The sequence below is a fragment of the Hydrotalea sp. GW822-HT8A01 genome (assembly GCF_058798575.1).
Genome location: NZ_CM179506.1, coordinates 1,601,949 through 1,616,158 on the forward strand (window position 1 = coordinate 1,601,949; position 14,210 = coordinate 1,616,158).

Annotated in this window: 15 protein-coding genes; 14 read left to right on the top strand and 1 reads right to left on the bottom strand. The window is 37.8% G+C overall.

Features of this window, described 5'->3' with window-relative positions:
- Positions 1-36 precede the first annotated feature (36 nt).
- The 14 genes from AC3QLY_RS07005 to AC3QLY_RS07070 all read left to right on the top strand — a co-directional run bounded on the left by AC3QLY_RS07005 (position 37) and on the right by AC3QLY_RS07070 (position 10,325).
- Positions 37-999, top strand: a complete 963-nt coding sequence (locus AC3QLY_RS07005; protein ID WP_492991124.1) for a CPBP family intramembrane glutamic endopeptidase — start codon at positions 37-39, stop codon at positions 997-999.
- Positions 1,000-1,008: 9 nt separating this feature from the next.
- Positions 1,009-1,224 (top strand): putative signal transducing protein, encoded by a 216-nt coding sequence (locus tag AC3QLY_RS07010; RefSeq protein ID WP_492991126.1) that lies wholly within the window; start codon positions 1,009-1,011, stop codon positions 1,222-1,224.
- 14 nt (positions 1,225-1,238) lie between these two features.
- The gene (locus AC3QLY_RS07015; RefSeq protein ID WP_492991128.1) at positions 1,239-2,129 is read left to right on the top strand and encodes a phosphatidate cytidylyltransferase; all 891 of its coding nucleotides are present in this window, start codon (positions 1,239-1,241) and stop codon (positions 2,127-2,129) included.
- Between the two features lie 55 nt (positions 2,130-2,184).
- Entirely contained in the window at positions 2,185-2,775 is a 591-nt protein-coding gene (locus AC3QLY_RS07020) for a TetR/AcrR family transcriptional regulator (RefSeq protein ID WP_218331392.1), read from the top strand.
- Complete coding sequence (paaE, locus tag AC3QLY_RS07025) at positions 2,775-3,902, top strand: 1,2-phenylacetyl-CoA epoxidase subunit PaaE (protein ID WP_218331391.1); 1,128 nt, start codon at positions 2,775-2,777, stop codon at positions 3,900-3,902. The genes AC3QLY_RS07020 and paaE overlap by 1 nt, the downstream gene beginning before the upstream one ends.
- 61 nt (positions 3,903-3,963) lie before the next feature.
- Positions 3,964-4,941, top strand: a complete 978-nt coding sequence (paaA, locus tag AC3QLY_RS07030; RefSeq protein WP_074417959.1) for a 1,2-phenylacetyl-CoA epoxidase subunit PaaA — start codon at positions 3,964-3,966, stop codon at positions 4,939-4,941.
- 29 nt (positions 4,942-4,970) lie between these two features.
- Complete coding sequence (paaB, locus tag AC3QLY_RS07035; protein WP_081300470.1) at positions 4,971-5,327, top strand: 1,2-phenylacetyl-CoA epoxidase subunit PaaB; 357 nt, start codon at positions 4,971-4,973, stop codon at positions 5,325-5,327.
- 35 nt (positions 5,328-5,362) lie between these two features.
- On the top strand, positions 5,363-6,202 hold the full coding sequence (paaC, locus tag AC3QLY_RS07040; protein ID WP_228733218.1) for a 1,2-phenylacetyl-CoA epoxidase subunit PaaC: 840 nt from the start codon (positions 5,363-5,365) through the stop codon (positions 6,200-6,202).
- Positions 6,196-6,702 (top strand): 1,2-phenylacetyl-CoA epoxidase subunit PaaD, encoded by a 507-nt coding sequence (paaD, locus tag AC3QLY_RS07045; protein WP_074417958.1) that lies wholly within the window; start codon positions 6,196-6,198, stop codon positions 6,700-6,702. The genes paaC and paaD overlap by 7 nt, the downstream gene beginning before the upstream one ends.
- Before the next feature lie 9 nt (positions 6,703-6,711).
- Complete coding sequence (locus AC3QLY_RS07050; RefSeq protein ID WP_074420179.1) at positions 6,712-7,485, top strand: enoyl-CoA hydratase-related protein; 774 nt, start codon at positions 6,712-6,714, stop codon at positions 7,483-7,485.
- A gap of 11 nt (positions 7,486-7,496) precedes the next feature.
- Positions 7,497-7,919 (top strand): hydroxyphenylacetyl-CoA thioesterase PaaI, encoded by a 423-nt coding sequence (gene paaI, locus AC3QLY_RS07055; RefSeq protein ID WP_074417956.1) that lies wholly within the window; start codon positions 7,497-7,499, stop codon positions 7,917-7,919.
- Complete coding sequence (locus AC3QLY_RS07060; RefSeq protein WP_074420180.1) at positions 7,916-8,521, top strand: acyltransferase; 606 nt, start codon at positions 7,916-7,918, stop codon at positions 8,519-8,521. Before paaI ends, AC3QLY_RS07060 begins: the two co-directional genes overlap by 4 nt.
- Positions 8,522-8,563: 42 nt before the next feature.
- Positions 8,564-9,571: a GTPase ObgE gene (gene obgE / locus AC3QLY_RS07065; RefSeq protein WP_074420181.1), complete on the top strand. Its 1,008-nt coding sequence runs from the start codon at positions 8,564-8,566 to the stop codon at positions 9,569-9,571.
- Between the two features lie 334 nt (positions 9,572-9,905).
- Positions 9,906-10,325 (top strand): hypothetical protein, encoded by a 420-nt coding sequence (locus tag AC3QLY_RS07070; protein WP_068246008.1) that lies wholly within the window; start codon positions 9,906-9,908, stop codon positions 10,323-10,325.
- An 84-nt stretch (positions 10,326-10,409) separates the two neighbouring features.
- Here the strand turns inward: AC3QLY_RS07070 and AC3QLY_RS07075 are convergent, their stop codons facing one another.
- Positions 10,410-14,201, bottom strand: a complete 3,792-nt coding sequence (locus AC3QLY_RS07075) for a DEAD/DEAH box helicase (protein WP_074420182.1) — start codon at positions 14,199-14,201, stop codon at positions 10,410-10,412.
- Between the last annotated feature and the right edge of the window lie 9 nt (positions 14,202-14,210).

The window sequence follows — 14,210 nt, forward strand, 5'->3', positions numbered from 1 at the left end:
AGCGCAAATTTACAATCTTACAGATAAATTATGGATATGATTGAAAATACAACACCGGTACATGATGGTTTTGATGCCTTTACAGCAGAAAAAACTGTTTTACGTAGTAGTAAAATTTCTTATTTTGGGCAGTTGGCTATTTTGATTGGCTTTGCGGGAATGGGTATTGTAGTGAGTAGTGTATTGGCAGTAATTATTTGGATGATGATGACGCACCAATCGTTTACCAGCATGGCTACCGATATTTTATTACCGGCTTATGCTAATGCAGCCAAACTAATTCAGTTGGTAATGTCTTTTTGTATGTTTTTTTTGCCGGCATATTTTTTAGCATTGTTATTAAGCCGCAAGCCTTTGCAATACATGCAATATAATCGTAAAGTAAATATTCGTCAGGTATATTTGGTGATTGCAATGGTATTTGCGGGTTTGTTTTTAAGTGGTGCATTAACGCAGCTCAACCAAATTATTCCCATTCCACACAAATGGGAAGTGAGTTTTAAGGCAATGGAAAAAGCATATACTGATGGCGTGAAAGGGATGGCTTCCATGAAAAATTTTGGCGATTACCTGTACACATTGTTCGTTATTGCCATTGCGCCTGCCATTTTTGAAGAAACTTTTTTCAGAGGAGGGTTACAAAATATTCTGGTAAAATGGACTAAAAATGCGGCAGTAGGCATCATTATTACCAGTATCATTTTCAGTGCATCGCACACCAGCTATTATGGTTTTTTACCCCGTATTGCACTGGGCATTATTTTAGGCTATATTTATTATTACGGTAAAAATATATGGCTCAATATTTTGTTGCATTTTTTAAACAATGGCTTTGCTATAACCATGTTGTATTTTGCTACTAAAAACGGACAGTTAAAAGAAGATGCTTTGGATGATACAACTTTTCCCTGGTATATTGGTATTGCAGCCGTTATAGCGTTGATAGCATTATTTAATTACTTTAAGCAGGTTACACCAACGCAGCAATCATTGGTATAAACTTTTTTTATGAAGGATAAACCCTCCTGGTATTTGTTATTCAGTACACAAAATTTTCCGAAAGCCAGCATTATAAAAGGGGTTTTGGAAGAAAACTGTATTCCGGTTCAGGTGCTGAATAAATTAGACAGCAGTTACTTGATATTCGGACAAATTGAAATTTATGTGCCCATGCATTTGAAAGATGTGGCACAGCATTTATTACAACAGTCGCTTTTAAATTAATTGAACGAATTGCTATGGCATTGAACCTGCAAACATTTAAAACCCGCACACTTACTGCATTGCTTTTTGTTATGATTATGCTGTCGGGGTTACTGATTAATCAGTGGAGTTTTTTTATATTATTTACCCTTATTCATTTTGGCTGCTGGTATGAGTATCAGCAATTAATTAAAAAAATATATCCGCCCTACAACGGTATTGGATGGGTGCATGAATATGGAGTTATGTTTTTGGGATGGTGCTTTATGGTTTGGCGTTTTCATAACCCTTTTCCATTGGGCCAGGTAACCATGTATGGTTTGGGATGGTATTTGTTTTTATTAATGGCTGTTTTTTTAATGGCCAAAGAAATTGTGTTTAAGAAGGAAATAGATCTTAAAATAATCGGGTATTCCTTTTTGGGGCTTATTTATATATCATTGAGCTGGAGTTTAATGATGGATATTCGAATTGGTTTTTGGCCTGTAGCAGGTAGTAATAACGTACAAATTTTTCCGGGGCTTGCCATTGTATTGCTATTGATTGGTACCATCTGGATCAATGATACCATGGCCTATTTGGTGGGTTCCTTTATCGGTAAAAGGCCGCTTTCTGCTATTTCTCCCCAAAAAACCTGGGAAGGTACCATTGGTGGGGCTATTGTAGCCATAATTGTAGCTACTTTTCTGGGTATTCAGTTTACAGGTATTTCGCTAAACATTGCATGGGGTATTACCATTATTGCTACGGTGGCCGGAACTTTCGGCGATTTGTTGGAGAGCAAATTAAAACGAATGGCGGGTGTAAAAGACAGTGGACAAATTATGCCGGGGCATGGTGGTTTTTTAGACCGGTTCGATTCCTTGTTACTGGCTACGCCCATTGTTTGGCTTTTTTTATGGGCAATGAGTGGATTCCCTCTTTAAACTAACGGTATGAACTTTCATTTGGTGCTAACGTTAGTTAGTGTATTTTTGCAGCATGGGAAGAATTAAAACCGACACCAATAACTCTCGTAAAGAAGTAATTGTAGCCAAAGCCGCTACTTTATTCAAAGAAAAAGGTTACAAAGCAGCCAGTATGCGTGAACTGGCTGATATTGTTGGCGTAGAAGCCGCCAGCCTTTACAACCATATTAAAAGCAAAAGTGAATTATTACACGAAATATGTTTTAGTGTAGCCAATCGCTATGGGCATTTTATGGAAACTGTAGAAGCTGAAACTTGCAGTAGTATTGAAAAAATAGAAAAGATTCTCCGTTTTCATATACATGGCATGATTGATCATTTTGATGAAGTATATGTGAGCGATCGGGAATGGAAATACCTTGAAGATCCCTATCTGTCTAATTTCCAAAATCAGCGGCGTACTTATCGCAAACGTTTTGCTGCCATTATAGAATCGGGTATTCAAAAAAAAGAAATAAAACCCATCGATGCAACTACAGCGGTGCTGATTATGTTGCATGCCATCAGCGGCATTGAAAGCTGGCACAGAAGTAAACAACGCATTAGTGGTGATGTATTAGAAGAAAATATGATTACCATTCTGGTAGGCGGATTGAAAAATTAATGGATAGTACTCAATCAACCAGTTTCCCCAAATCATTAATTAAATCATTCGTTGTGGCACATTTTTATCCGGTAAAAGTGAATGAAGTATACCATGAAACCGATACGGCTGTTGTAATTGGTTTCGATATTCCAGATGAACTGAAGGCTGCATTTGCATTTACCGCAGGTCAGTACATTAACCTCCGGACATATATCAATGGGGAAGAAGTCAGGCGATCTTATTCACTGTGTTCTGCTCCTTCCGAACAACGGTGGCGTATTGCTGTAAAATTGTTGCCGGATGGTATTTTTTCAAATTATGCATTTCATTGTTTAAAACCCGGCGATAGTATTGAACTAATGCCCCCCATGGGTAAATTTTTTACCCCTTTACATCCCGAACAGCAAAAAAAATATGTTGCATTTGCTGCAGGAAGTGGTATTACGCCCATTTTATCCATCATTACCGCTACTCTGCAAACCGAAACTAAAAGTAGCTTTACATTAGTGTATGGCAATAAAAGCCGTGCTGATATGCTATTTAAAGAAGCCTTGGAAGCACTGAAAAATAAATACATGGATCGTTTTATACTTATACCTGTTTTTAGTAGGGAAAGAGTAGAAAGTCCATTGAACGAAGGACGCATTGATGCGCCAAAATGTGCTGTTTTAGCCAAACAGGCAATTGATCTTTCTGCCAGCGAATTTTTTATTTGCGGCCCTTTTGAAATGATTACCATTGTTAAAGATTTTTTGCTGCAAAAAGGTATTGCTGAGCAACATATTCATTTTGAGCTGTTTACTGCCTTGCATGCCAAACCAAGAACTGCAGCTATTGTTTATCAGGTGAATAAAAGTGTGTCTGCCAGTAAAGTTACCTTACAGTTAGACGGGCGTAGTTTTCAATTTCCATTGGCTGCTAATGGCATGAGTATTTTAGATGCAGCCCAGCAACAGGGCGCCGATGTGCCTTATGCCTGCAAAGGTGGTGTATGTTCAACCTGTCGTGCTAAACTATTAAAAGGTAAGGTAAATATGGAGGTAAATTATGCCTTGGAGCCTGATGAAGTGGCTGCGGGTTTTATACTTACCTGCCAAAGTCATCCTGCTTCTGATGAAGTTTGGGTAGATTATGATGCTAAATAAACTAACAATTGTTAGTAAATAGCCTGTATTTTTCTTATATTTGAAATCTAAATGGTTGGTTATGGATACAACAAAATTATCAGAGCAGTTTCAGCAAAAAATAGATAAGGATATAAAAATTGAGCCGCAGGATTGGATGCCGGATGAATATCGCAAAACATTAATTCGCCAAATATCGCAACATGCTCACAGCGAAGTGGTGGGTATGTTACCCGAAGGAAATTGGATTACCCGTGCCCCATCACTCAGGCGAAAAGCCATTTTATTGGCCAAAGTGCAGGATGAAGCCGGCCATGGCCTCTATCTGTATGCTGCTGCCGAAACACTGGGTATTACTCGCGACGAAATGTATCAGCAGTTACACAGCGGCAAAGCAAAATATTCTTCCATATTTAATTATCCCACCCTCACCTGGGCCGATATGGGTGCCATTGGCTGGCTGGTAGATGGGGCTGCCATCATGAATCAGGTGCCTTTATCGCGCTGCTCTTATGGGCCTTATGCCCGTGCAATGGTAAGGGTTTGTAAGGAAGAGAGTTTTCATCAGCGGCAGGGTTTCGAAATTCTTTTAACTTTATCGAAAGGCAATGCTGCACAACGTAAAATGTGTCAGGATGCCATCAACCGTTGGTGGTGGCCTTCGTTAATGATGTTTGGGCCTTCCGATAATGATTCACCACATACTGCGCAAAGCATGCAGTGGAAAATTAAACGATTTACCAACGATGAGTTGCGCCAAAAATTTGTAGATGTATGTGCTGAACAGGTAAAGTTTTTGGGAATGACCTTGCCCGATAAAGATTTAAAATGGAATGAAGCAAAACAGCACTATGATTTTGGTGCCATTAACTGGGATGAATTTTGGAATGTGGTAAAAGGCAATGGCCCCTGTAACAAAGAAAGATTGGCAACCCGTGTACAGGCATGGGAAAATGGTGCCTGGGTTCGGGAAGCTGCTTTAGCGTATGACGAGAAAAAAGCAGCAAGGCAGTACCGTTATAATACAACACAGGTTGAAAGCAAAATGCCTGTAGGATAGTTGAATTCATCATTTTTAAAGTAACTTTTATGTTGCAGTTAATAAAAAAATATTATTATGGCGATTATGGTGAAATTGAAGGGGGTGCTGCCCCGGCCTCTAATTCCCGTGAATGGCCTTTATGGGAAGTATTCATCAGAAGCAAGCAGGGGCTCGATCATAAACATGTGGGTAGTTTACATGCTGCAGATGCTGCTATGGCAATTGAGAATGCCAGAGATGTGTATACCCGCAGAATGGAGGGCATAAGTATTTGGGTGGTTGAAAGTAAATACATTCATGCATCTAATCCCGATGAAGCGGATGCTTTGTACGATCCCGCTAACGATAAAATTTATAGGCATCCCACTTTTTATCAGCTGCCCGATGAATTGAAATATATGTAGTGCCTTGCACCGCCGGTTTTTTAAAAGAATTTTTCATGGAGTCAGATACAATTGTTATGAATGAAACAGCAATTACAGATGCATTGATTGATTGCACACTGCAATTGGCAGATGATAGCTTAATTATGGGACATCGCTGCAGCGAATGGTGTGGGCATGGCCCTGTTCTGGAACAGGATATTGCTTTAACCAATATTGCGTTGGATTATGTAGGGCAATCTCGCAACTTATACCAATATGCAGCTTTGTTATTGGAACAGTTACCCAAAGAAAAGGCACTATCGTTGGTAGATTTTGATATCATACCTGAGTATATAACAGAAGACAGCCTGGCTTATTTACGCGATGTGGGTGCTTTTAAAAATCATTTGTTGTTTGAACAGCCCAACAGTGATTGGGCCCAAACCATACTTAAAATTTTCTTTTTCAGTGTGTATCGGTTTTATCTTTTTCAACAATTACAAAATAATGCTGATGAGCGATTGGCTGCCATTGCAGAAAAATCAATAAAGGAAGTAACCTATCATTTGAAGTGGAGTAGCGAATGGGTGATTCGTTTAGGAGATGGTACTGATGAAAGTAAATTTCGTATGTTGCAGGCCATTGATGCCTTATGGCCTTTTGTGGGCGAATTGTTTGAACCTGCAGGATATGAAACTCTATGCTATCACTCAAATATGCTGACTTTTGAAAGGCTTCGTTCAGATTGGCTGAATAAAATCAATCAAATTTTCGAAACAGCAACCTTGCCACCACAATCAATTGGCTGTTGGCATCAAACCGGTGGAAAAAACGGTTATCATTCTGAACATTTGGGTTATATACTTGCTGAAATGCAATTTTTACAAAGAACTTTTCCCAATGCAATATGGTAAATGTATCCAATCATACTGAAGAAGCAATATGGCAGTTGCTGGAAACGGTAAAAGATCCCGAGGTTCCGGTGCTTTCTGTGGTTGATTTAGGTATTGTAAGAAAGGTTATCATTGAAGATGAAAACACAATTTCAATTGCTGTAACACCAACGTATAGTGGCTGTCCGGCCATGGATGTAATTCGAATGCAATTGCGAATATTGTTATTGGAAAATGGGTTTAAACAGGTAAATATTCAGCAGGTACTGTCACCTGCCTGGACTACAGACTGGATGTCTGAAAAAGGAAAGGAACAACTAAAAGCTTACGGCATTGCCCCACCGCTACCTAAACAAACAGTCTGCCATCCCGATGCTTTTCAGGAAGAAGAAGCCATTCAGTGCCCGTACTGTTTATCTTACCATACCCGTTTGGTTTCCCGATTTGGAAGCACAGCCTGTAAAGCATTGTATCAATGTTTGGATTGCAAAGAACCTTTCGATTATTTTAAATGTCATTAATCAAAAACAATGGCTGAAATTAATTTTGAAATACACAACGGTATAGCCTTTATTACACTAAACAGGCCTGAAAAGTTAAATGCTTTTAATCGATCTATGGCCTTACTGCTGCACGAAAAATTAAATGTTTGTATGGATGCATCTGTTCGCTGTGTATATATTACAGGCGCCGGTAAAGGTTTTTGTGCCGGACAGGATTTGGAAGAAGTAATGGATCCAAATGGTACTGGAATGGATAGGATTTTAAAAGAACAGTTTAATCCTATTATTACCCGATTACAAGAGTTACAAAAACCCGTTGTGGCTGCAGTGAATGGAGTTGCGGCCGGTGCCGGCGCCAATATTGCGCTGGCATGCGATATTGTTGTGGCGCATGAACAAGCATCCTTTATCCAGGCTTTTTCTAAAATAGGATTAATACCCGATAGCGGTGGCACTTTCTTTTTACCGCGTTTAATTGGCTGTCAAAAAGCAATGGCATTGATGCTTTTGGGCGATAAAGTTACTGCTGCCGATGCCTGTAATATGGGTATGATTTATAAAACATTTGCTGCCGATGTATTTGAAACAGCATCCAAACAATTAGCTCTTACCTTAGCCACCATGCCTACCCGGGCATTGGCGTATATTAAACAAGCAGTGCATTTATCTGCCGTTCAAACGCTGGAGCAGCAATTGGCATTGGAAGATCAGTTACAACAAAAAGCGGCCGCTACGAACGATTTTAAAGAAGGCGTAGCCGCTTTTATGCAAAAAAGAGTACCCAATTTTAAAGGCAATTAAATAATTCAACCATGCAAGTGCAAAGTAGTTTTGAACAGGTGGTGCAGCAAATGATGAAAGATGACCTTTTTTCACAATGGCTGGGTATTCAGGTATTGGAGGTAAAAGAAGGGTATAGTAAAATTTCAATGTTGGTAAGGCCAGAAATGATGAACGGTCTGGGTATTGTGCATGGCGGTATTGCCTTTTCGCTTGCCGATAGTGCATTTGCATTTGCCTGTAATAACCGCAACCAATTATCGGTGGCATTAGATACCTCCATTCAATTTTTGAAACCGGTGCATGTGCATGATATATTAACTGCTGAAGCTGTTGAATTACATAATGGAAAAAGTACAGGTTTGTATTTAATTAAAATTTTTAATCAAAACCAACACCTGATTGCTTTATTCAAAGGCACCTGTTTTAGAACCTCAAAAAAAATAATACCATGATTTATCGGTTTCGTCAGCATATACCCGTTATTCATCCTTCTGCATGGGTGCATCCACAGGCAGCCGTAACCGGAAATGTAATGATAGGCAGTGATGTGTATATAGGACCGGGCGCCGCCATTCGGGGCGATTGGGGTAAAATAATCATTGAAGATGGTTGCAATGTGCAGGAAAACTGTACCATACACATGTTTCCCGGTGTAACGGTTGTTTTAAAACAGGGTGCCCACATTGGGCATGGAGCCATTATTCATGGTGCTACTATTGGCGCCAATTGTTTAGTAGGTATGAATGCAGTGATAATGGATAATGTTGTATTGGGTGATGAATGTATTGTTGGGGCATTATCATTCATCAAAGCAGATACTGCATTTGAACGCCGAAGTTTAATTTTTGGCAATCCTGCCAAAAAAATAAAAGAGGTGAGTGATGATATGATGCAATGGAAAACGGAAGGCACAAAATTGTACCAATCACTACCCGCACAAATGCGGGAGCATTGGGCAACTTGTGAAGCCATTACTGAAATTCCGGTTCAGGTTGGAGAACAGGATCGTTCCATTGCTTACAAAACATGGAATGAATCAAAACCCAATCAGTAAATACATTGCCGTACCTTTGTATTTCAATCATGCTGTTATATTGTGTCTGAAAAAAACAATTTCATAGATTATATCCGGGTTTTTTGTCGCAGTGGTCATGGTGGTGCCGGTGCCAAACATTTCATGCGCAATAAATTAACTGCAAAAGGTGGCCCTGATGGTGGCGATGGTGGTCGCGGTGGTCATATCATATTACGTGGTAATGCCAATTTATGGACGTTACTGCATTTGCGTTATTACAAAAATGTGCTGGCAGAGAATGGTGAACCGGGATCAAAAAATAATTGTACCGGACATGACGGTGCGGATATTATTCTTGAAGTGCCTCTGGGAACCATTGCAAAAGATGAATTGACCGGTAAAATTGAAGCTGAAATTTTAGAAGATAAGCAGGAAGTAATTTGGTTGAAAGGGGGTAGAGGCGGTTTAGGGAATGCCAATTTTGCTACACCTACCAATCAGGTCCCGGAGTATGCCCAACCCGGCGAACCGGGAACGGAGGGCTGGAAATATTTAGAATTGAAAGTGTTGGCCGATGTGGGTTTGGTGGGATTTCCCAATGCAGGAAAATCTACTTTATTAAGTATAATTACTGCTGCAAAACCTAAAATTGCCGATTATGCTTTTACCACCTTAATTCCGCAATTAGGAATGGTGGAATATCGGGATGGCAAAAGTTTTTGTATTGCCGATTTGCCTGGTATTATAGAAGGCGCTGCCGAAGGCAAAGGTTTAGGGCATCGTTTTTTACGGCATATTGAACGCAATTCGGTATTGCTTTTTTTAATACCTGCCGACAGTAATGACCATGTAGCGGAGTTTAAAGTTTTATTGGAAGAATTAACCGCTTACAATCCTGAAATGCTGCAAAAAGATTTTATGATTGCTATTAGTAAAGCCGATATGCTGGATGAAGAATTAAAAGAAGCCATCCAACAACAATTACCATCCCATATACCTCACCTGTTTATATCCTCTGTAACCGGTCAGGGTTTAATGGCCTTAAAAGATGCGCTCTGGCAAATGTTGAACAAGCCTCTTTCAGCATAAACAATTCGTTTTTGCCGGATACTTTTAAATGTATATTTATTTATTATATGTATTATTTTTGGTGAAATATTATTAAAAATACAAACGATCGTTAGTGTTTTGTTTGGTAACAATTCGTTAATGTGACAATTTTTTGTGTATTGGGTTACCTTTTTTCTATTTTTGTATTAATAGTTGAAATGAAGTAGGCCTTACTGATTTTTTCTTCAACGCACCGCTTGCCTACTATGAAATACACCATCTGGTTGGTTGTCAAATGAAATCAAGTTTTTTTAATTAAAAAAGATGCTTCGGCATCGGCGGGAAATTATTATTTCATTTAAAACCAAAAAACATGAAAAAAGTAGCATTAAACAAAGTAGCCAACAAATTTTTTGCAGGTAGTTTAGTAGCAGCAGCATTATTTTTATCAGTACATGCACATGCAGCCAACAACATTACCAAAGCAGAAAACGACAACAACAAAGTTCAAATTAAATATACCGGTAGTAATGATGAGTATTTAAATTTTACTGTATCATATTCCAATCCAACTGGTAACAAATTTGATTTAACTTTTTATGATGAAAGTGGCGATGTAATTTATTCTAACACTTTTAAAGATCAGAATTTTGTAAAACGTTTCAGCGTTCCAAAATCTGCTTATCAAAAGTTAACGGTGGTGGTTAGCAATGCCAATGGTGTTGACCAAAAGAAATTTGATATTGCTATTCGTACCAAACAAGTGGATGATGTAAAAATCAGCCAACTGTAATAGTGTAAATTAAAAATTTTGTAAAAAGAAAAAGCTATTGCAAACAAATGTTGCAATAGCTTTTTTGATGGGTTGCAATGCTTTTTAGCTAAATAAATATTCCAGATCTTCTCTGCTCAGTGATTTTACAAAGCCTTCATCATCTGTTATTAAATCTCTTGCAAGGGCTCTTTTTCTTTCCTGAAGGTTTAAAATTTTATCTTCTACCGTATCAGTACAGATCATGCGATAAGCAAAAATATTTTTGGTTTGTCCAATGCGGTGTGTTCTGTCAATGGCTTGTTGTTCTACTGCCGGGTTCCACCATGGGTCAACAATATACACATAATCGGCAGCGGTTAAATTTAAACCAACGCCACCGGCTTTCAGTGAAATAAGAAATACCCTGCAACTTTCTTCATTTTGAAAACGTTCAATGGCTTTTTGCCTGCCTTCTGCCGATGTGCTGCCATCAAAATATTCATAATCAATACCCAGTTCATTTAATTTTTCTTTGATGAGTGCCAGCATACCCAAAAACTGTGAAAATATTAATGCCTTATGGTTACTGATGTTTTCAGTAATTTCTCTGCCCAATTCTTCCAGTTTAACCGAAACATTCGGGTACTTTTCATCTTCTTTAATAATGGCCGGGCTATCGCAAATTTGCCGTAGTTTCATTAAGCCCTGCAGAATGGTTAACTGCGATTTTTGAACGCCTTGTGTATCTACCACACCCAGAATTTTTTCACGAAAATCATTTCTGTATGCATCGTAAATTTTTCGTTGTTCTGCACCCATTTCGCAAAATAAAACCATCTCCTGTTTTTCGGGTAGATCCTGCGCCACCTGTTCTTTGGTTCTTCTTAAAATAAATGGGTATAATAATTTTCGAAGATGTTCTTTCTGTTCTTTTTCATTAAACTTATCGATGGGTATGGCAAATTCCTGTTTAAAAAATTCAACCGTACCCAACATGCCCGGATTTAAAAAATTCATCTGTGCAAAAATGTCGAATGTGTTGTTTTGAAGCGGTGTACCACTTAAGCATAGTCTGTTTTTCGCCTTCAGTAAACAGGCTGCTTTTGTTACTTTGCTGGAAGGGTTTTTAATTGCCTGACTTTCATCCAATACCACATAATCGAAAGGTATTTCTATAAATTGTTTAATGTCGCTACGTAAAGTGCCATACGTTGTAATGATTACATCGTAATTGGTATTGGTTAATGATTCTTTTTCTCTGGCTCCGCCATGATGCACGTAATGTGATAATTCAGGCGTAAATTTTTTAATTTCATTTTGCCAGTTAAACATCAGCGTAGTAGGACAAACCACTAAGGTTCTTAAATGGCCTTGTTCTTTTTTGATATGATACATAAATGCCAATGCCTGAATGGTTTTACCCAAACCCATATCATCTGCTAAAATTCCACCCCATTGTACTTCGCGTAAGTAATTTAGCCATTGAAACCCACTTTCCTGATAAGGCCTTAAAACACTTTGTAAGTGTGCCGGAGCAGGTGTAGGCTGAATGGCATGATTATCTTTTAATTTTTCATATTTTTTTTCTAATTGAATAACTAATTCTTCGTCGTTACGCTGCGCATATAGTTCTTCTATTATACCAAAATGATACTTGCTTAGCTTCATGTTGATGTTCTTTCCTTCACCAATTCTAAAAAGCAGCGCATATTTTTTTAGCCATTCTTCGGGTAAAATTCCCAAAGTGCCGTCGGCAAGTTGTACAAACTGTTGTTTGTTTGCCAATGCTTTTTTTACATCTGCTACAGTAATTTTTTGTTCGCCAAACTGAATTTCTACTTTGGCATCAAACCAATCTGTATGTGAACTGATGAAAATTTTGGTAGAAGGTTTTGCGGTATTGAACCTGAATTTTTTCAGGCTTTCAAAACCATAAATAGGTGTTGCCCTATCTTTTAAAGTATCTATAAAAAGAAAGAACCAATTGTTTTTAAGTACATCAACTCCCTTTAACGCCAATGCAGTTCCGCTATCAGATTGTAAGAAATGGGAATGGAGTTTTTGTATTTCCTGAATAAATGATTGCTCTGCTTCTGTATTGCGATAAATCATTAAAATTGTATCGCCCTGAGGTATAATTATTTTTTCATTATCGCCTGGTTGTATCTGGTAACCCTGGTAAGTGAATATGGGTTGAAACAATAAGTAATCGCCCTTTTCTTTTAGCAGAACGCCTGTTTCGGGTTTACTGTCTCTTACTTCTTTTTTGCGAATATTTCCAAATTGTATGTTGTATTGTTTAGAAAGCGGAATGATGAATTGCTCTAATTTATTTTTCCATTCTTCTGCTGCAATCACAATTTGCCCATCCGGCAAAAATTGTTCAATCAATAAAATATCTTCCGGTCGTTCCCAGTTATAAAATCTGCCATTATTTAAAAATATAAATGGGGTATTTATTTCGTTTTCATTTACACTAATTCTGCCAACAGGTAATTTGGCATAACATTCTATAATGTATTGATTATCTTTTTGCTGAATAAAAAATTCAGGTACAAGTGTTTGCTGTTCAAATTCAGCCGGTTCAATATTTGCGGTAGTAAAATTTTTTCCGGCGGGTAAATAGAAAGTAAAATTACTCTCGGCCAGTTCAACAAATAATTTTTTGAATTTAGGGTGCAGGTATTCGTTAATCAGATGTTTGGTTTCTTCCGGCAATTCATCGCCATGTTGCTGAATAATATTATCCCAAATGCCGCTGAATGGTGAGTTTCTGGTTAAATATCTGCTTACTTCTGTTGGTAATAATTTACGTAATTGTTGTACTAAAATTTTATCCTCTTCATTAAAAACTTCCGTATTAACAAATTTATTTAAATCAACTTTTTCAATTTTACCGGTGTATTTGCTAAAGTCTTCATCAATTTCTCCTTGTATGGCATCTACTTGTATGTATGGGTATTGTGGTTGATTTAATATAATAATGGTACCCAACTTCTGTTGTATTTTGCCGATAATGGTATTGGTTTCCTGAACTGCCTGTTCGGCAACATGATTTTGTTGCTGGTTTCTTTCTGCAAGATATGCAGGCTGAGGTACCAATTCGGTATGTGTATTTTGGGTAATGCGTTTAATAGATGGATCTAATACTTTTAAAAATGGCTTTCCATTGGTATAAGTAAACTCAAATTTGCCGGATAAGTCATCAGTTAATGCATAGCCATAGAGTGATAATAGTTTATTTTTTTCATTGTCCCAATTTCTGATGGAATCAAAATAATTGGGGCCATAATTATTGAGTAATTGAAGCAGTACAATGGTTTTATGAACACATAAAGGGTGATGTGTATCACTGTTACAATTACATCCTGTATCAAAATTGCGTTCTTCATTTTTTTGCAGAAAAATGGTGAACTTTTGTTGATCAATGAATAGTTCGGCAACTACTTTTTCATCTTTTGCTTCAATAATATTGGCAGTATTGGAACGAACAAAATTTTCCGCAAAAAAATAGTTCTCCTGGCCGGCGAGCATGCGGATAAGCTTTACGTCTAAAACTTTCATTTTAACAACCGTATGCTTTTGGTCGTAACTAATGTCTTTTTCGCCCAATAAATTTTTATCAATCATTTCCTGCAACTGGAATAATGCACCGGCTTTGTGCCTGCAAATTTCAGTTAAGTTATAAGGACAGGTACAACGAAGCGAAAGTGTTTTAGGATCTTTATAATGTTGAATATAAACTTTGTAAAAAGTACCGTAGGTATCGTCTTTTACCCTGAAAACAACGCTGTTCATTAAAGCATCATGTTCAATCAGTTCTACGTTGCCGGATGCATGTATTTTTTTTCCACGGCGAATGACTTCTTCGGCTCCGTTATTATAAATATGCTTAATTAAATAGGGTAATGCCATAATTCCTGA